This window comes from Mycobacterium aquaticum, from assembly GCF_002086485.1.
GTDB lineage: Bacteria > Actinomycetota > Actinomycetes > Mycobacteriales > Mycobacteriaceae > Mycobacterium > Mycobacterium aquaticum.
In genome coordinates, this window is the sequence record NZ_MVHF01000010.1 from 22,736 (window position 1) to 41,394 (window position 18,659).

Below are 18,659 nucleotides of genomic sequence, written 5' to 3' on the forward strand. Positions count from 1 at the left end.
ATCATGAAGCTGATTCTCACCGCTGAGGTGGAGCATCTGGGCGGCGCCGGCGACGCCGTCGAGGTCAAGGACGGCTACGGCCGCAACTACCTGCTGCCCCGCGGGCTGGCCATCGTGGCCTCCCGTGGTGCCGAGCGCCAGGCCGAAGAGATCCGCCGGGCCCGCGAGACCAAGGCCGTGCGGGGTGTTGAGCACGCCAACGAGCTCAAGACCGCGCTCGAGGGTCTGGGCGAGGTGTCGCTGCCCGTTCACGCCGCCGCCGACACCGGCAAGCTGTTCGGCTCGGTCACCGCGGCCGACGTCGTCGCAGTGATCAAGAAGGCCGGCGGGCCGAACCTGGACAAGCGCACCGTCCAGCTGCCCAAGGCGCACATCAAGTCGGTCGGCACCCACCCGGTGACGGTTCGGCTGCACACCGGCGTCGAAGCCACGGTCTCGCTGAACGTGGTGGCGGGATAACAGCCACCCAAGTGGCCGAGGTCTAACGACAGCGTCAAAACGCCCGGGTCGGGCCCGTCATCGGATCCAACCCGGGCGTTGCTGTGTCTACCGCGAACATAATGAGCGAAACGCTGGACAGCGAATCTAACCCGGCGTTAACCTCCCCGGCCCTTGTGTGCAACACAACACGCCCGAGGTGGCAACCCGTCGCGACACGCCGTGACAATTGCCATCCACAGTTGTGAACCGGACGGGTAGCGGCCTGAACTGCACCTATGCAACCTGACTCGGCAGTAATCCACAGGTTCTCCCCAATGAGTCAACATCGCTACCCACAGATATCCCCACACCATCCACAGGTTCGTTAACAGGCCGGGTTTCCGGGGTCGCCAGCAACGTCTACCGTAAGCTGCCGCGAGGCGTTCCACGGTTTTGTCGGAACCCTGTTTTACAGTCGCAGTACCGTTTCGAATAGACGTTCGAGCTTGGCTCGGAGGGGGTGGGAGTCCGTGGCTGTCGTCGACGATCTGGGGCATCCAGATGGGCCTCCGGATATGGACGGCGCACCGCCGAGCGAGGACTTCGGCCGCCAGCCCCCGCAGGACATGGCAGCCGAGCAGTCGGTGCTGGGTGGCATGCTGCTCTCCAAGGACGCCATCGCCGACGTGCTGGAGCGGCTGCGGCCCGGCGACTTCTACCGCCCGGCCCACCAGAACGTCTATGACGCGATTCTGGACCTCTACGGCCGCGGTGAGCCCGCCGACGCGGTCACCGTGGCGGCCGAGCTCGACCGGCGCGGTCTGCTGCGCCGCATCGGTGGAGCCCCGTATCTGCACACCCTGATCTCCACGGTGCCCACCGCCGCCAATGCCGGTTTCTACGCAGGCATCGTGGCCGAGAAGGCCCTGCTGCGCCGTCTGGTGGAAGCCGGGACGCGCGTGGTGCAGTACGGCTACGCGGGCGCCGACGGCGCCGACGTGACCGATGTGGTCGACCGAGCGCAGGCCGAGATCTACGACGTGACCGAGCGGCGCGCGTCTGAGGACTTCGTCCCACTGGAAGACCTGCTGCAGCCCACCATGGACGAGATCGACGCGATCGCGTCCCAGGGCGGCATCTCGCGTGGTGTGCCGACGGGGTTCACCGAACTCGACGAGATCACCAATGGCCTGCACGCCGGGCAGATGATCATCATCGCCGCGCGTCCCGGTGTGGGGAAAGCACTCGCGCTCGACACCCCGCTGCCGACCCCCAACGGGTGGACCACGATGGGCGACGTCGCGGCCGGGGATCTTCTGCTGGGCGCCGACGGTGAGCCCACGCAGGTGCTGGCTGCGACTGACGTGCTGCTGGGTCGTCCGTGCTACGAGGTTGAATTCTCCGACGGCACAGTGATCGTCGCCGACGCGCAGCACCAGTGGCCGACGGGAGAGGGGATTCGGACGACGGCTGCGCTGCGGCCCGGCTTGCACGCCATCGCCGCCCCGGTCTCCGGCGGCGGTGCCGCGGTGTTGACGCCGGTCTGCCAGATCGTCGGCGTGCGGCGCCTGCCGAGCGTGCCGGTGCGCTGCGTGGAGGTCGACAATCCCGCGCATCTCTACCTGGCCGGGCCGGCCATGGTGCCTACCCACAACTCCACCCTCGGCCTGGATTTCATGCGGTCCTGCTCCATCAAGCACCGGATGGCCAGCGTCATCTTCTCGCTGGAAATGAGCAAGTCCGAGATCGTCATGCGGCTGCTCTCGGCCGAAGCGAAGATCAAGCTCGGCGATATGCGTTCGGGCCGCATGAGCGACGACGACTGGACGCGGCTGGCGCGCCGGATGAGTGAGATCAGCGAGGCGCCGCTCTACATCGATGACTCGCCGAACCTCACCATGATGGAGATCCGGGCCAAGGGACGACGGCTCGCGCAAAAAGCCGATCTGCGGCTTGTCGTGGTCGACTACATGCAGCTGATGAGCTCCGGCAAGAAGTACGAGTCACGTCAGCAGGAAGTTTCGGACTTCTCCCGAAGCCTCAAGCTGATGGCCAAGGAACTCGACGTCCCCGTGGTCGCGATCAGCCAGCTGAACCGTGGGCCCGAGCAGCGCACCGACAAGCGGCCGCAGGTGTCCGACCTTCGTGAGTCGGGCTGCCTGACGGCGAATACGCGAATCCTGCGGGCCGACACCGGCGCTGAGGTCACCTTCGGTGAGTTGATGGCAACCGGCGAGCGACCGCTGGTGTGGTCCCTCGACGAGCAGAAGCGCATGGTTGCGCGGCCGATGACCAACGTGTTCTACAGCGGTCACAAAGAGGTCTTCAAGCTTCGACTGGCCTCCGGGCGCGAGGTTGAGGCGACCGCGAACCATCCGTTCCTGACACTCGACGGCTGGGTTCCGTTGGGTGAGTTGGCCATCGGCGATCGGTTGGCGACACCCCGCCATGTCCCCGAACCGGTGCAGACCGAACGCATGCATGACTCGGAGGTCGTGATGCTGGCGCACATGATCGGTGACGGCTCGTGCGTCAAGCGCCAGCCGATCCGCTACGCCAGCATCGACAAGGCGAACCTCGATGCGGTGGAGATCTCGGCGGCCTACTTCGGGGTGACTCCGATTCGCGACGAGTACCCGGCCGCGCGCGTGACGACGATGCGGCTACCCGCGCCGTACCGGCTGACGCACGGCAAGCGCAATCCGATCGCCGCCTGGCTCGACGAGCTCGGCCTCTTCGGCAAGCGCAGCTATGAGAAGTTCGTTCCCAAAGAGGTTTTCGCGCTGCCGAACGATCAGGTGGCGTTGTTCCTCAAGCACCTCTGGGCGACCGATGGGTCGGTGCGGTGGGACGCCAAGGTCGGGCAGGCGCGGATCTACTACGCCACCACGAGCCGGCAACTGGCCGACGATGTGACGCAGCTGCTGCTGCGGGTCGGTGTCTACGGACGTATTGTGCGCGCACAGAAAGCGGGCTACCGGGACTGCTGGTATGTGTGCGTAGACCGGGCCGAAAATCAGAAGCGGTTCCTCGCGCATGTTGGAGTGCATGGTGCGCGCGGCGAGAAAGCGCGTGAGGTTCTGCAGGAACTCGAAAAGCGTACGCGGAGGCCGGGTTCCGATACTGTGCCGCGAGAGGTGTGGAACACCGTGCGAAAGGTGATGCAAGAGCGACAGTGGACGAACCGTGACCTAAACCTTGCTGCGAATGTCACGGTGTCAGAGGGGCGCTGGAAGCATGATCCGGGCCGGCCGACTTTGCACCGTGTGGCGGCGGCGCTCGGCGATCGCGAGCTCCACGACCTTGCAACTAACGATGTGTTCTGGGACAAGATCGTGGAGATCAAAAGTATTGGTACTCATGACGTCTACGACGGAACCGTGCCGGGAACGCACAACTTCGTCGCAAATTTAGTTAGCCTACATAACAGTCTCGAACAGGATGCCGACATGGTCATGCTGCTGCATCGTCCCGACGCGTTCGACCGTGACGACCCGCGCGGCGGCGAAGCCGACATCATTCTCGGCAAGCACCGCAACGGTCCGACTGCGACGATTACCGTTGCGCACCAACTGCATCTGTCGCGGTTTACGAACATGGCGAGGTAGCACGACTGTTGTGTAGGTTCTCAAGTTTGACTGCACTTTCTCACGATTGACTGCACGACCGCTGCACTTGTGCAATTAACGTGAGACACGCCGCACGCGGTTGCGGAGCGGGAGCCCGTCGAGGTGGGATCGTCGAGGGGTGTCCGGCATTCGACGGACCGCCGAAGCGACGGTTTCCGTTCGAAACAAACAGACCCTGGCCGAGTTATCGACCGACTGGGGCCTCGCGACCCTTGATCTGCTCAGCACCGCCGCACCGTGGCGCACCTTTAGGTGGTACCGCGGACAAAAGCACTATTCGGGCACGTATTGGTCGGCGACGGAGTGTGCCCATGTCATCTACGAATCTCGCCTGGAGTTGGCGCGGTTGCTCTACGCCGACTTCGACTTCGCGGTGCGCCGAATCGTTCCGCAGCCGTTTCTCCTAAAAGCGACGGTGGAAGGACGTGAACGCCGGCATGTCCCGGATTTTCTGCTCGTCGATGCGGATGGGCCGGTCATCGTCGATGTGAAACCTGCTGCGCGGCTGGATGATCCCAAAGTTCGCTTCAGCCTGGGATGGTCGCGCAAGCTCGTGGAGAGTCGTGGCTGGCGCTACGAAGTGTGGAGTGAGCCGCCGGCGGTGGAACTCGGCAATATTAGGTTCCTTGCGGGCTTCCGCAATCCCAGGCATTTCGAACGTGTACTCGTGGAACGGATACGCCTCGATGATCTCGTCGGCCTCACCTTGGGTGAGGCACTGAGTGTCGACATTGGAGTGGCAGCCGCGTTGGTGCGCGCCACGGTATTCCACTTGATCTGGAACCGCTACCTCACTGTTGATCTCGATGAGCCATTCACGGGATCGACCATGATCACGAAGGGGCCGAGACAGTGACCAATTCCGTGGTGCGCGTGGGCGTTGGAACCCGTGTTGTATTCGATGGGGAACTTCTTGAGATTGCTGAGCTGCACGCGAGAAGCTTGGGCACTGAGGCTGTGTTGCGACCATGCCACGGGCAGGGCGCAATGGTGCGAGTAGCGCTGCAGGAGTTGCTGACGAGCGTTCGCGCGAGCCTCGTCCCCGAGGCGCCGGGGATAAGGGCGACCGATCCTGAAGATCATGCAGATGTTGTCCTGTCGACTCTGTCCGATGCCGAGAGATCAGCGGTGGCCGAACGCGCTGCGCATATACGCGAAGTTCTAACGGGATACCGTTCTGGGACAGCCGAATTGGCTGCACCCGGTGAACCACGGCAGCTGTACGACCCGCAGATGACGCTGACTGCGAGATACGAGGCGAAAGCTACTGAGCTTGAGGTGAGCCTGCGCACAATAAAGCAGTGGGTCGCCGACTTCCGTCAGTATGGCGAGGCTGGGTTGGCCCGAGGTGCGACAAGCCGTCAGAAACCGTTGGGACTTGTCGATGAGCGATGGGTCGAAATTGCCCTCGAGGTCATGGTCGAGCACACCGAGCAGTCGCGTCCGTCGCGATCGATGGTGATCGACAGGACATGCGCGAGAGTAATCGGGCGCTTCGGTTCAGATGTCGTTAAGGAGCCGAGTCGCGCGACGGCGTATCGAGTTCTTGAACAGTTGGAGAAGCGACATCCGACCTTTCGGTTGAGCACCAAACGGAACCGCGATATCGCTGATCGTCCGGATGGTGTGTACGGAAAGTTGCGCCCGACCCGGCCGGGCGAGTACCTGCTGATGGACACCACGCGGCTGGATGTCTTCGCGTTGGATCCGCTCACATTGCGGTGGGTGCAGGCGGAACTAACGATCGGGATGGACTGGTACACCCGGTGCGTCACCGGAATCAGATTGACTCCGGTGTCGACGAAATCGGTGGATGCCGCGTCGGTGTTGTATCAGGCGTATCGGCCTCGGCCTGCCGGCAAGGACTGGCCAGTTGACGCGGTGTGGCCCGAGCATGGCGTCCCACGGTCGGTCCTGATCGACGTCGATGCGGTCGAAGGAGCGGCCATCGGCGCGGCGGGTCCGGCGATCGTGCCCGAGACCATCGTGATCGACCACGGCAAGATCTACATCTCCGAACACTTGACGAGTGTCTGCCAGCGGATGGGCATTTCGATCCAGCCTGCGCGATTGCGTACGGGCCGGGATAAAGGACCCGTGGAGCGGTTCTTCCGCACCATCCGCGAGGACCTGCTGCAAGCCTTGCCGGGATACAAAGGCCCCGATGTGCATTCCCGCGGGCTGGACCCAGAGTCGGAGGCGTTCTTTTACCTCGATGAGTTGGAAGCAATCATCCGTGAGTGGGTGGCAGTGGTGTATCACCGCCGACCGCACGACAGCCTCGTCGATCCGCATGTGCCGGGGCTACGCATGTCGCCAGCGCAGATGTTCGAACACGGCGTCGCTCGCGCGGGCTACATCGAGGCTCCGCGTGATCCCGATCTGGCGTACGAGTTCCTCAAAGCCGAGTTCCGTAAAGTGCAGCACTACGGAGTGGACTTCGATACTCGCCGCTACAACGGCCCCTCATTGAACCCCTACCGCTACATGACCAGCCCCTACAGAGGAAAAGCCAAGGGGCGCTGGCCCATTCATTACGACCCAGACGACATTACCCGCGCGTACTTCCGCGATCCGGAAACCCGCAAGTGGCACACGCTGATGTGGGAGCACGCACCGTTGATGAAGATGCCGATGAGCGAGGACGCATACAAATTCGGGCGCAAACTCGCCGCCAAGAAGTACACCCACCCCGACGATCGACTTGCGGTCGCAGATCTGTTGGAGCGGTGGAACCTCGGGCTGGGCTCCACGCTGGCCGAGCGGCGGATGGCGTTGCGGCTCTCCCGCGAAGACACCCTGATCGACCAGAGCGCCGCGCAGGACGAGGTCGTCACGCTGCCGTCAGTCGCGCGTGTGCTGGCCACCGCCGATCCTCCCGCCGACGAGGGCACGGACATGCCGATCGACGAACCTGACCCCGAGACCGGTGATGACGACGCTGAGGACGAACTAGACGACTGCACCAACGACTTCTACGCCGATGCCCTGGAGGACGCGTGACCGCCAAAAAGCGCCAACAGCCAGAACCAAAGGTCCGCATGGACAACCTCACACTGGCCCGTAAAGAAGGCTGGCAGCGGTTCGTGAATACACCGGCACGGATACCCCCAGAAGCGCTGACCCGCACAGAGCTTGAGGCGCTGGGCGAAGACGCGTACGAGGACTACAACCGGCAGCGCCGCGAATGGCACGCCAACCTCGGCCCGATCAGGACACCGCAGCTGGCTGACTTGCATGAGGATTTGTGGGACATCGTGGACAGCAACCTGCAAGACGGCGACAAGGCCAAGGGGGCGGTGGCGATCGACGCGTTCCCCGGCCTGGGGAAGACCACGGCAGTGCTGGACTTCGCGAAGAAGTTCCACCGCCGCGAATGCAAGGAGCAAGGAACCGAGACGGACCAGGGCAACGAACGCTGGCCGGTCTGCCGGGTCGGACTGACGGGAAATACCGGCATGGTGGATTTCAACCGCGCCATGCTCGCCTTCTACGCCCATCCCGGCGGGTCGCGAGGCAAGGCGCCTGAATACGCCCACCGCGCTTTAGATAACGTCTTGAGCTGCGAAACGAAGCTGCTGATCGTTGATGACCTACATTTCCTGCGTTGGCGCAACACCGTTGGGGTGGAGATCAGTAACCACTTCAAGTACATCGCCAACGAGTTTCCCGTCACCCTCATTTTCATCGGCGTGGGGTTGCAAGCCCGCGGCCTGTTCTCCGAAGGCCATTCGTACGAGGATGCGGTGATCGCCCAAACAGGAAGGCGCACAACGAAACTCGATATGCTCCCATACTTGGCCAAAGACGATGCCGACCGGGACCAGTGGCGCAAGCTCCTCCTGGCACTGGAGCAGCGGATCGTCCTTGCCGACAAACATCCAGGGATGCTCGCCAACGATCTGGCCGACTACCTATTCGCCCGGAGCACCGGACATATCGGTTCGCTCATGACGCTGATCAACCGCGGCTGCCAGCGCGCGGTGCGAACCGGCGCGGAAGTCCTGACCCGCGACCTGATGGACAAGGTGAAGAACGACGAAGCGTCGGAGAAAGCCCGCGCCGAACTCGAGGCGGCGATTGCCGCCAAACGGTTGTGGAACAGGAGCCGAAAGGCCGGATGAACACCGTGCGCACGCTGCCCATCCGAGTCGCGCCAATCGCCGGCGAGGCCTTGGACTCGTGGCTCGAAGCGTACGCCCACCGCACCCACACAGCGTTTGGCGACATGCTGTCCGCGACAGGTCTGACCCCTCGCCCGGGGCTACGTACGAGCGGCTGGATCGTGCACCTCACCCCTGATCAGCGTGACTCGATAGCCTTCGCAAGCGGAGTCACCGCGGCCCAACTCGACATGATGACGATTGACCACTACGCAGGACGAGCCGTCCGAGTCAATCCAGATTCGGCGACGTTGAGCCGAGCATTTCCCTGGGGACGGGGCAACGGATCGCGCTTCTGCCCACTGTGTTTGGCAGAGACAGGCGGACGCTGGCAACTCGCATGGCGGCTGGGCTGGACCTTCGCGTGCCTGCGGCACCGCTGCCTGCTTGCCGACACCTGCCCCCAATGCGGTGCGGTTCAACGACGACGCCCGCACGTCAGCGAACTTATACCGCAGCCGGGACGCTGCGCTCACCCCGCAACCGATGCTGTCGGCCGCATTCCCCAACGTTGTGGAGCCAATCTGGCTGACGCACCAGTTGTTTGTTTCCACGCTGATCACGTCGTCCTACGTGCGCAGGAATTGGCTAACACCGTCGTCGACACCGACGTGCCAGCCTTCGGTATCTACGAGCCCTGGCCCCAGCCGCGGATCAAAGTTCTCGCGGACATCCGGGCCATCGCTGGCCGCACCCTCGCCTACGCGACGCCCGCGGACTTCGAGTCTGTCATCCCTGCCGATCTGCACGATGCCTATCGCCTGAATCCAGAAAGAGCGCCCGCATGGTCGGGCGCCCGCCGTGCGGTAACGAAACCGGGGTTAGCTGCGCCCACGACAGCGGCCACAGCCGCCGTCGGTGTCGTGGTGGCGCTAAAAGCGCTGGGTAGCAAGGATATTGCCGCTGCTGGCGATGAGTTGCGCTGGCTGGTCACTACTGCCCGCGACCGCGGATTAAATGTCTGTCCGGCCAATATCGGATGGGGCAAGGGCATCTCCCCGATACTCACCGGGGCGCAGATCTCTGCAGTCGGACCGATGCTCAACCCGAGCGATCAGGTGCGCTACCGCATCGGCTCACCACTGCCGACACATCCGCATCGGGGCACGTCCCACACCGCACAATTGGCCCGTCGCTTGCCGACGATGCTGTGGCCAGGGTGGTCGCTGCCCCTGTCGATCCAGGGGTGCCACCAACAGCAGCTTCGGCCGGCACTGTCGATCATCCTTCTACTGGTCGGCAGCCGGCTCAGTCTCGATGCAGCGGCCCGCCTGATCGAGAGCCCCATCGAAGGCCACGCGGTCTCTCGCGTGCTCCAGCTACTTGAACAGCAAGAGACGTGGTCCAACATTCGCGCCGCGCTGGTTCGAATGGACGAATACCTTGCCGCCCAGCATGTGCCAATCGACTACAAGCGACGGCGGCGTCTCGACTGGAACACTCTGATGCCAGACAAGGTCTGGGCTCAGATCTGCCGAGATACCGCCACCCCGGGACCAGTGTCGGCCCGCGCCAAGATCGCACGGTGCTTCTTGTTCGAACGGCTCAGCGGCCTGCCAGCCAGCGTGTCACCGTGGGGGAACACAACGGCTCCCTTTCGGACACACGTCGCCGACTTCCCCCAATATCTGAATCCAGAATTGGCGCGAGCACTCGACGACTACGCGGGCATCTTCTTAGCCGACAACGGTATCGGTCAGGAACCGGCCACCTGGTACCCGCCGACGGAGTTGCTATGTGGGCTGGAGTTACCCGGATCTGACCCCGAGGCGGTGGACCTCAGCGACCTGCACCGCATATCAACGGTAGGGGTGGGTGCCATGGGCACCGCGGCCAAACAGTTGGAGATCACGCTCGACGCAGTGCGGTACCTGCTCGAACGACATCCCGCTCCGCGGCCCGCCCCGCCGCCTGGCAGTACCCCCCACAACCGCGCCTACTACTCCGCCAAAATCGCGCTCCCGCGGGAACGGCTAGTCGATCTCTATGAGCAACGACGCATTTCACTGCGGGACATCGCCTCGATGGTGGGTGTAAGCCGCCAGATTGTCGCTCGGCTCGCCCACGACTACGACCTCCCGCTGCGCGACCCATGCAGAACGGCCCAGGTGCTGGTCGACCGTGACTGGCTCTATGCCCAGTACGTGACACAACGCCGTGCGCTTCCAGACATAGCCCGCGAGGCGGGCATGAGCACCGCCAATATGGCCCGTTGGGCGAAGAAGCACGACATCCCGATGCGGGGACGGGGCACCGCAAGCCACAGCGCCACCCTGGCCGCACAGGGTACGGCTACCGATGCCCCCGAACTGATCCGACCGGCGCTAGCTGGATCTGGAGGGTGGCAGCGGCTCCAGCGATTCGCGGCCGCGACCAATCACCCCACGTTGACCGTCGCTGCGAAATCTCTTGGCCTACACCAGGGCATACTCACCAGCCAGATCAACCGTGTGGAAAAAGAACTCGGCATGGCATTGCTTATCCGCGCCGAGCGGGGACGGCCGATGGAAATCACCGACGCCGGAGCGCGCGTGCTGGCAGCGATTCGAGCGTGGCGACCCGCGGATCAGCAGTAGATGCGTCGATTGCTCGGATGCGTCCTTCCTCGAGCAGGCGACGATCTCGGAACTGCTGGTTCAGCGAGTACGAACGCGCTGAGTGGTGGCCGTTGTCGGCTGATTGGTTAACGACACTTGCACCTCCGGGGCGCGAAGGTTCCGCTGCGACTGACTCAACTAGGGGTGCGTCAAGAGGAGGAGTTGATCCATGATGGAGGCGGCGGCCGTCGGCGCGCCGCTGCTTGTCAAGTTTCGCAGTTGGTCCGCGACGAATCTCGTTGCCTTCCAGTCGAATCCAGCCGGCGACGTCGGCCAGGTGTACCCGACGTGACAATGCCCGCCGAGCGGTGGGACTATCCCCGCGTTGGCCGAGGTTCTGGCGGTGCTGGCTGAAGGCGCTCACGACGGTTGGATGGCGGTCCTGTGGAGGCGGGCACCTTCCGAGCCGCTCGATGGATATCGCACCAGCAGCTGACTACGAACAGGCGGCGACCTGCAGCGCGCCCTGACCTGGCTCCAGCTGAGTCGCCGCCTATGAAGGCAAGGCACACGTCGGCGCCGAGCTGGACCATTTCAGCGGTCCAGCGTGGCCCGGCGCTGCGCCCCGAGACCAGTCCAGTCGGCGGCATAACGTTCGACCTGCCTGCCGCAATGGCGCCAGCACACTTCACAACGCGTCCGGTCCTGTCAGGCACACTCCGGACACCCAAAATGATTATAGAAGAACATAATTCGGCTAACACGTTGTGGACGACGGTGCGGCCATCTCAGTTCCGAGACCCGCTACCAGGACTCGCCCGCTCATGCTGACCGCACTCTCCTTCACTGGTACCCGAGAAACACCCGTACTGCTCTCGATGGCGTTTCTGCACGATAACGACTACGCGCAAAGGGTTTTCGGAGCTGGGTCGGCCAGCCCGCGGTGCCTCGAGTGCGGTCGTCTAGCCGATCTCGGCTTCCGCTTCGATCTCGATTTCGGTCAGCACTTCGAACTGGGCGTGAAGGTCAGCGTAGATCGGTGGCGCAGATTCGGGGTCGACCTCCAAGGTCACGGCCAGGGCGTAGCCCTGCTGGTAGTCAGGGTGCGGCCACCGGCTTGAATTCCGCACGACGACAACCACATTGTCGTGCTTCCCGCGCGTCCAACGATTCTTCCACGACGCGGAGGCGGCCTGATTGGCACCCAGAAGCCTGTCCCTATCCGCTGGCCATGGCTCCACCTGCACGTTCCTCAGATCGGCCGGGGGCTCGCCACCGGACGCCGCGTACTTAGCCTTGATGTGGTCGACATTGCAGCCGCGATACACGAATACCGACATTCGGCTGGCCAAGTACTTGAGCCTGCTCCCGTGTGTCTCCGGGTCGAACGCCAACGCGACCCGGAGGTGCTTGCGGCCGGGCAGATAGAAGGAGTCTGGTACTTGTACCTCATAGAAATGGACCTGATCAGGGGCCATGGACTCCTCGGCCAGTAATACCGCGCGATGTTCGTCAGAGAATTCGGCACGCTCGGCGTCAACTCGGCCGAACCCGCTGAGGTTGAGCTGGGCTCGCTTGGCGGCATTGTCCGAGTCATGCTCGATGAGGATCGGCACGTCGTTCGCCGAGCTCAGAACCAACGCGCGGGCCGCATTCGCTGATAGCCAGGGATAGCGGCCAAAGACCTTGAGCACAGCATGACTGACTAGCGGCGCCGCAAAGCTGGTACCGAGATCAAGGTCCAACAGGCGTTCCGGGTCGGCACCCTCAACTGCGACCACCCGCCCGCTTGACTGGTGGGTGCGAACTCGGTTCGTTGCGCGGTCGTGAATGTAGGTACCCCCGGGGGCCATCAGCTCGGGTTTGATGGCAAATTCGACGCCCGGTCCACTACGACTGATCGGGCTGGGATCGCCGGGCCGGCCAAGGTATTCGTGGTCAACGCTCTCCCGAACAGGTTGAGCGCCTTGCCAGTCGTCCGGCACCAAGGCGCCGACGGTGAGGGAAAGCGACGACATCGCTGGCGGCGCAATCCTGGCGTCGGCTTCACGCAGCAAGCGCGCTGCATACTGCGGTCCCTCGTGTTCCTCAGCCATGACGTTGCCCGCGGACACGACCAGCACCACGTTGGACTGGCGGATCAGGCTGTCCAGCACCGCGCCGAGCGCGTGCGGCGCCGGAGCCTGGTAGGGATGACCGGCATCGCCAAGAGACAGGTTGATGACACGCGCGCCGGCGTCAATCGCGAGGACAACTGCTTTCTCAAGCTGGGTGTGCCACAACTGGGCGTCGGGAAAGTTGTTGTTCTCGTCGAGTACCCGTACGCCGAGTACGCGTCCAGCGGGGCGCAGCGGTTCCCTTTCGGCCAGTTTGTGCTCTAAAGAGCCGTACAAGGCGAGACTGGCCACCATGCTTCCGTGCCCGCACGCATCAGCGCCATCGGTAAGTCCTGGCACCGCGCTGACAGCATCGACAACCGCGGGTGCCAGAAGGGGATGTCCTGTCTGAATTCCGGAGTCAACGATGGCAACGGTCGCCGCACCCTCCGATGGGTCCAGCACGACCGGCAGGTCCTCGACCGGCCACATTCGAACGTCAGAATGGACAAGGACCGGCCGCGGCAACAAACTCATCCGACTAACACGATCGGTGGCCGCCACATCCACGAGGCGACCAGCCGGAACATCCGCCCGAATCAGTGAGAAGCCGATATTCGGGCGGCAGCTGGAGTCCAACACGGTGCCGCCGGCATTCTTAATCGCGAGCTTGGTTTCCTGGTGTCGCCGTTCGGTATCGGCGACTTCGTCGGTGCACCAGCATTCAATGTCAACGCGGAGAACATGATCGGCCTCCGCGGCGTTGGCACGGTCAAGGAGGTCACCGTCAATGATATCTTCTGGTTTGAGCGGACGGACGCAAATGATGGGGTCGAGAAGATTCCAGTATCTCGGATTGCCGCTCTTGGTGAGATTTTCGGCGTACTGATCGAGACGTTCACGGAATCCGGTTAGGCCCGGGTCGCTTGAGAATGCAACCAAGGCATGGTCCTCAGCGAGGCCAAGGACGCGCAAGTCTGCCTTCTCAACGACATCAGCGATATCTACAACGTTGCCAATCACCTCGATCACCATCACCAGTTCCGGGGTGATCCCGAGAATCGGCTCTCGGCACTGCTGGCGATCACGAACCTTCTCGAGCTGCTGGGCGAGATCCCGGGCGTGCGAGCGGGCATCGGGGGCGGGCCCTCGCCCCCCACCACCACCGGGCCGCGGCAGCCGCGGAAACGGATCCAACGCACGAGTCAGACGTAGGTGCGCATGCTCGATACCGCCATCAAGGTGCAACTGCGTCATGCCAATTGGCTTACCGGATGCGAATCCGAAGCGCTATCGAATGGGACTTTTCAGCCGGACAACTTAACCCTTGTCCGCAGCGCCCGGATGGGAATGGTCCACCAGATTGCGCCGACGGCGCATAGCGCCGCTCGCTTCGTCCATGTCGCCGTCGTTGACGGTCGTTCGTTCGGCAATCAGGGTGCGCCGCATCGCCCCAACGCACACGATCTCCACCTCAGCCGGACTGAACCCGGCCATTCGCTTAGCCCACAACCGGATAGACAGATCGTGATGCATCGAGCGCAGCTTCAACTCAATGAGATCGGCGATCTGCCCCTGATTTAACGGTTCGAATCCGAGCACATCGTCGAACCGCCGCCAGATCGCGGTATCGACCGTATGCGGGTGATTCGACGTCGCCACGATCAACGACTCGCCGTGCACCTCCTCCAGGAGCTGCAACACCGAGGCAGCGACCCGACGCATCTCACCGTGATCACCGGCCTGCCCACGGTCCTGCCCCAGCACGTCGAACTCATCGAGCAAAAGCACGCACGGCGTCTGCTCGGCAAATCTGATGACAGACTCGATGTTGCGCGCCGTGTCGCCGAGAAACGATGACGTCAACGACGCCAGCGATGCCGTCGCCACTGGCAAACTGAGCTCAGCTGCCATCGCATGGGCTGTGGCGCTCTTGCCTGTTCCCGGCGGGCCGAGAAACAGCAGGCGCTGCCGCGGATGCAGGGCATGACTGGTCAGCAGTGACCGAGCCTGATTCTCCACGACGATCTCGTCGATGACAGACCGCAACCCCGAACTGAGCACCAGTTCGGTGAGCTCTCGCCGAGGCTTATCCAAACGCAGCAGGGGCCGCTCATCGCGACTCTTCGGGATCGGCCGCAGCGTCAGGGGGTCGCCGCCGCCCGGAGGTCTGGCAGTGCCCAGAGCACGTTCGAGTTCGTTGGCCAACAGGCGGTGGTTCTTGTGGCGTTCGTCTGAGATGACCTCGCTCGCGACGCGACGGAACGCCGCGTCGTCGGCGCGCGCGTAGCTCTCGAACAGCCGTCGAAGCAGGTCGCTGCGTGCCACGGTCAACCCTTCCGCAGACTCGGTTGCTGCTCCTTGACGTCACTTTAGGTGCGGGCTCCGACGATAATCGAGTGCTTCACAGCCCAAATCAGGAGTGCCTGCGAACAATTCGTCGCTTGATGCCCTGCTATCTAGTATCTAGTATCTAGTATCTAGATGCAAGGAGGCTGGCCATCGACGGGGGACTGATCAGTGACCGCCTCTTCGGGCGTCGATGCAGGCTGCCGATCGCGGCGTGGATAACTCAGCAACAGAAGGACCGCTTCTATCAGAGCGAGGTCCCCTTGTTCGGTACGACCTCACGCAGCAACGTCATCGAGGAGCTCCGCAGATTGAGCGAGCTGGGCATGCTCACAGAGGTCCGTCCCGACGACACCAGCCGCGTCTACTACGTCCGCACCGCGTCGCCTCTGTGGGATGTCGTCGAACTTGCTGCAGACACGATCGGTCTGCGATGGGACAACGGCCACGTCGATCTTGGGCAGCTAACGTAGCTACTGCGACGCAAGGGGTGGTTGGACGATGTCTTCGGCTTCCAGGGCGTGAACCAGCCGCTTACGAGCGTCCTTGCCGCTGCGCTGAAGCTGTTGGGTTGGGCGGCAACTCAATGCGTGCGAACCCGACCGCAGGGGGCGTATCAGATTCGTTTGGGCCGGGTGATCGGGACCAACTTGGGCTTTCGTCGCACCATCTAATTCAACGCAGCCACCTGGCGGGGCATAGAGGCGCTTCAAGGAGATTCGAGACGAGATCGATTCAATCCCGTTCGCCCACAACGGCACAGCAGCGTTCCGCTGAGGCCACGCTACAAACAACAAGCCAGGCTGAGTCCCCGGGGTTCCGCAGCAGGTGTCGCAATCCAACTGCGTCATCGTGTGGGGGAGGTAAGAAGTGCTCCGCAGTGCGCGCACCAGTGGGCCGGACACCATGCAGAGGTCGATCGCTCTGAGTTGGTCGAGACAATGGCTGCAGGATCGCCGAGTCAGATACGGGCGGATGAGCTCGATGATGAACTGTCGGCGTTCGACCGCTGTCGTTCCGTAGCCGGCTTCGTCGACAGTGCCGGAGGTGACACGCTCCTTTCAACTCCCCCTCGCCAGTCCCGTAGACCGGGCCGATGGCCGTGACCGCGGGCTGGTAACACCCCGGTGGTGATCGTGTTGGCGAATGCCGCTCAATTCCGCAGTTGGCCTGGGCGCTCCGAGCTCTTTTACGTGCGAAAGTCAACAACGCTGACGTCAGGCACAATTCATGACGACCGCTGGGGCTTAGGGAGGGCTTAGGGACGACCGTGCTCGTGCGGCGTTACAGTGCGAGCGTGGATGCACGATGGCCGCGACCTGATCAGCGAACCGCGGCGCTGATCAGGGACGTCGCTGCACGTCTGCTGGCGTCGACGAATGAGGCGGTCAATTCCGTGATCGCCGCCGCCCACCAGGGTGCCGCCTATCGTGCGTTGCTTGAGGATCCTCAGCTTGCGGCGGCTGACCGTCACATGAGCAAGGCGTACCTGTTGCATTGGCTGTCGGCCAATTTGCAGGACCCGGGGGCAGCGGTCGCGCCCTGTGTCGAACCCGAGGTCCTGCAGTTTGCGCGTGACCTGGTGCGCCGGGGAATGGACATGCACGATCTCGGTTCGTGGCGGGGCGCTCAGCACGGCGCGTGGGACCTGTGGGTGGATGCGTGCTTCGCGGCGACGACAGATGTCGAGGAGCTCCGGGATCTCATGAAGGTGTCCGAGCGGTCGATGGCGACGTTCATCGACGATTCGATGACGGCACTGGATGAGTACGTCGAGCAGGAGCGTGCGGACCTCGCCCGGGGCGCCAGCGCGGAGCGGCATGCCACCGTGCAACTGCTGCTCGAGGGGGCGCCGATCGCTCGCGCACGTGCAGAATCCCGCCTCGGGTACGCGCTGACGGGCAGCCACCTCAGCGTGATCATCTGGAGCGACTCCGCCGACGCGGCCGAGGGACTGGACTCCGCCGCAGAAGCGGTGATGCGGGTGTGCGGAGTGCAGCGCCGGCTCACCCTGAATGCGAGTGCCACCGCGCTGTGGGTGTGGTTCCCGGCGGATGGTGTCCCGTCGGTCGAGGCGGTTGAGGCTGCCCTATCTGTCTGCCCCGGGATCCGCGTGGCCCTCGGCCGAACCGGGCGCGATCTCGATGGATTTCGCCGCAGTCATCTGGATGCCGCGGCCGCGCAGCGGATGCTCGCCCGGCTGGGATCGGCGCGGCCCGTCGTGCGGTATGAGGACGTCGCTCTAGTGTCAGTGCTCACCGCTGACATGGCGCAGGCCGATCAGTTCGTGAACGACACACTCGGCGATCTTGCTACTGCTGACCCCGTATTGCGGGAGACGGTCCTGACTTACGTCCGTGAGCGGTTCAATGGCTCCGCCGCAGCGGAGCGGCTGTTCACGCACCGCAACACCGTCGAGCGGCGGCTGGCTCGGGCCGATCAGCTTCTTCCGGTGCCGCTCGCCGAGAACGCAGCGAGTGTGGTGGCGGCGTTGATGCTTGTGCAGCTGCGCGACTGAGGTCTGGCGATGCCGCCGGACCTCAGTCGCAGCCAGTGCTCGCGGCGAGGTATCTGTGCAGGCTTGCTCACAAGGTGGCGATGATCTTTGTTTGTGCGGCGAAGCCGAGGTCGCCCAGTCCGGCGTCGACTGCGGCGTTCAGATTCTCGATGGCGGCGGCGAACACCCGGGGTGTCAGTCCGAGTTCTGTCATCACATCGATGGCCCCGTCGAGGGCTTGGGCGTAGGTGGCGATGGTTGCTTGATCGGTGGTGAAATCGCCGCCGTCTATGGCGGACGCGACCCGAGCGGTCTCACTCTGGACGGTCACGAACGTGGCAGGCGTGAGCGCGTCGAGAACGGCCTGATCGACTCCTTGTCCGCGCATGTAGGTCGTTGCCTCCACAAAGGCGCTGACGGCCGGGACCAGGAACATGCCCACCAGTCCCACATTCAGAACACTGGCGATCTTGATGTCAGGGGATACCCATACGGACATGGGGGTCAGCAGTTGCAGGCTCTCGCTGTGGTCGGCCCACGCGCTGTCGGATCCGGAGTAGAGGATCGCCGTGGCGTCGGTGCCGATCTGTTCGGGGTACCCGAGGATCGAACCGTCCAGATATCTGGCGCCGCGCTCGCCGGCCCAGACCCCGAAGGCTTCCACGTCTGCGGGGGCGGCGCTGCCCACGTTGACGAGGGTCGTGCCCGTCAGGTCGGACGCTTGCCCGAGGGCGGCGAGTGCATTGTCGTACGTGGCCAGGCAGACGACGACGAGCGGCGCGGCCCGGACGGCCTCGGCGATTTCCTGAATGGGCGTTATCGCGTTGTCTGCCAAGGCTTCTGCCTTCTGGTGCGTGCGGTTCCAGACGGCGACGGTTTTGCCGCCGCGGGCGAGCGCCTGCGCGAGTGCTGATCCCATCAAGCCGCAGCCCAGCACTGCGACGTCGTGTGAGGTGGTCTTGTCCATG

12 protein-coding genes are annotated in these 18,659 nt (G+C 63.6%); 9 read left to right on the forward strand and 3 right to left on the reverse strand.

Annotated elements, in window-relative coordinates; all coding sequences use genetic code 11:
* Nucleotides 1-3: 3 nt before the first annotated feature.
* The 7 genes from rplI to BST13_RS40195 all read left to right on the forward strand — a co-directional run bounded on the left by rplI (nucleotide 4) and on the right by BST13_RS40195 (nucleotide 11,101).
* On the forward strand, nucleotides 4-459 hold the full coding sequence (gene rplI, locus BST13_RS12655) for a 50S ribosomal protein L9 (protein ID WP_083164284.1): 456 nt from the start codon (nucleotides 4-6) through the stop codon (nucleotides 457-459).
* A 491-nt stretch (nucleotides 460-950) separates the two neighbouring features.
* On the forward strand, nucleotides 951-4,028 hold the full coding sequence (locus BST13_RS12660; protein ID WP_170064282.1) for a replicative DNA helicase: 3,078 nt from the start codon (nucleotides 951-953) through the stop codon (nucleotides 4,026-4,028).
* 139 nt (nucleotides 4,029-4,167) lie between these two features.
* The gene (locus tag BST13_RS12665) at nucleotides 4,168-4,905 is read left to right on the forward strand and encodes a TnsA-like heteromeric transposase endonuclease subunit (protein ID WP_245839548.1); all 738 of its coding nucleotides are present in this window, start codon (nucleotides 4,168-4,170) and stop codon (nucleotides 4,903-4,905) included.
* Nucleotides 4,902-7,052 (forward strand): Mu transposase C-terminal domain-containing protein, encoded by a 2,151-nt coding sequence (locus tag BST13_RS12670; RefSeq protein ID WP_083164288.1) that lies wholly within the window; start codon nucleotides 4,902-4,904, stop codon nucleotides 7,050-7,052. Before BST13_RS12665 ends, BST13_RS12670 begins: the two co-directional genes overlap by 4 nt.
* Before the next feature lie 38 nt (nucleotides 7,053-7,090).
* The gene (locus tag BST13_RS12675; protein WP_083164290.1) at nucleotides 7,091-8,173 is read left to right on the forward strand and encodes an AAA family ATPase; all 1,083 of its coding nucleotides are present in this window, start codon (nucleotides 7,091-7,093) and stop codon (nucleotides 8,171-8,173) included.
* Entirely contained in the window at nucleotides 8,170-10,788 is a 2,619-nt protein-coding gene (locus tag BST13_RS12680; RefSeq protein WP_142282781.1) for a TniQ family protein, read from the forward strand. Before BST13_RS12675 ends, BST13_RS12680 begins: the two co-directional genes overlap by 4 nt.
* Before the next feature lie 190 nt (nucleotides 10,789-10,978).
* The gene (locus tag BST13_RS40195; protein WP_281254743.1) at nucleotides 10,979-11,101 is read left to right on the forward strand and encodes a hypothetical protein; all 123 of its coding nucleotides are present in this window, start codon (nucleotides 10,979-10,981) and stop codon (nucleotides 11,099-11,101) included.
* Between the two features lie 610 nt (nucleotides 11,102-11,711).
* Here the strand turns inward: BST13_RS40195 and BST13_RS12685 are convergent.
* Complete coding sequence (locus tag BST13_RS12685) at nucleotides 11,712-14,102, reverse strand: S8 family peptidase (RefSeq protein WP_245839553.1); 2,391 nt, start codon at nucleotides 14,100-14,102, stop codon at nucleotides 11,712-11,714.
* Nucleotides 14,103-14,165: 63 nt separating this feature from the next.
* On the reverse strand, nucleotides 14,166-15,173 hold the full coding sequence (locus tag BST13_RS12700; protein ID WP_083164300.1) for an AAA family ATPase: 1,008 nt from the start codon (nucleotides 15,171-15,173) through the stop codon (nucleotides 14,166-14,168).
* Between the two features lie 332 nt (nucleotides 15,174-15,505).
* Here BST13_RS12700 and BST13_RS39045 point away from each other — a divergent pair, with 332 nt between their 5' ends.
* Both BST13_RS39045 and BST13_RS12710 read left to right on the forward strand, forming a co-directional pair.
* The gene (locus BST13_RS39045) at nucleotides 15,506-15,667 is read left to right on the forward strand and encodes a hypothetical protein (protein ID WP_158087146.1); all 162 of its coding nucleotides are present in this window, start codon (nucleotides 15,506-15,508) and stop codon (nucleotides 15,665-15,667) included.
* An 824-nt stretch (nucleotides 15,668-16,491) separates the two neighbouring features.
* Nucleotides 16,492-17,712, forward strand: coding sequence for a PucR family transcriptional regulator (locus BST13_RS12710; RefSeq protein WP_051578867.1), 1,221 nt, complete (start codon nucleotides 16,492-16,494; stop codon nucleotides 17,710-17,712).
* 67 nt (nucleotides 17,713-17,779) lie between these two features.
* On the opposite strand, the gene BST13_RS12715 is transcribed toward BST13_RS12710, so the two are convergent.
* Nucleotides 17,780-18,658, reverse strand: a complete 879-nt coding sequence (locus BST13_RS12715) for an NAD(P)-dependent oxidoreductase (protein ID WP_083164304.1) — start codon at nucleotides 18,656-18,658, stop codon at nucleotides 17,780-17,782.
* Nucleotide 18,659: the final 1 nt, after the last annotated feature.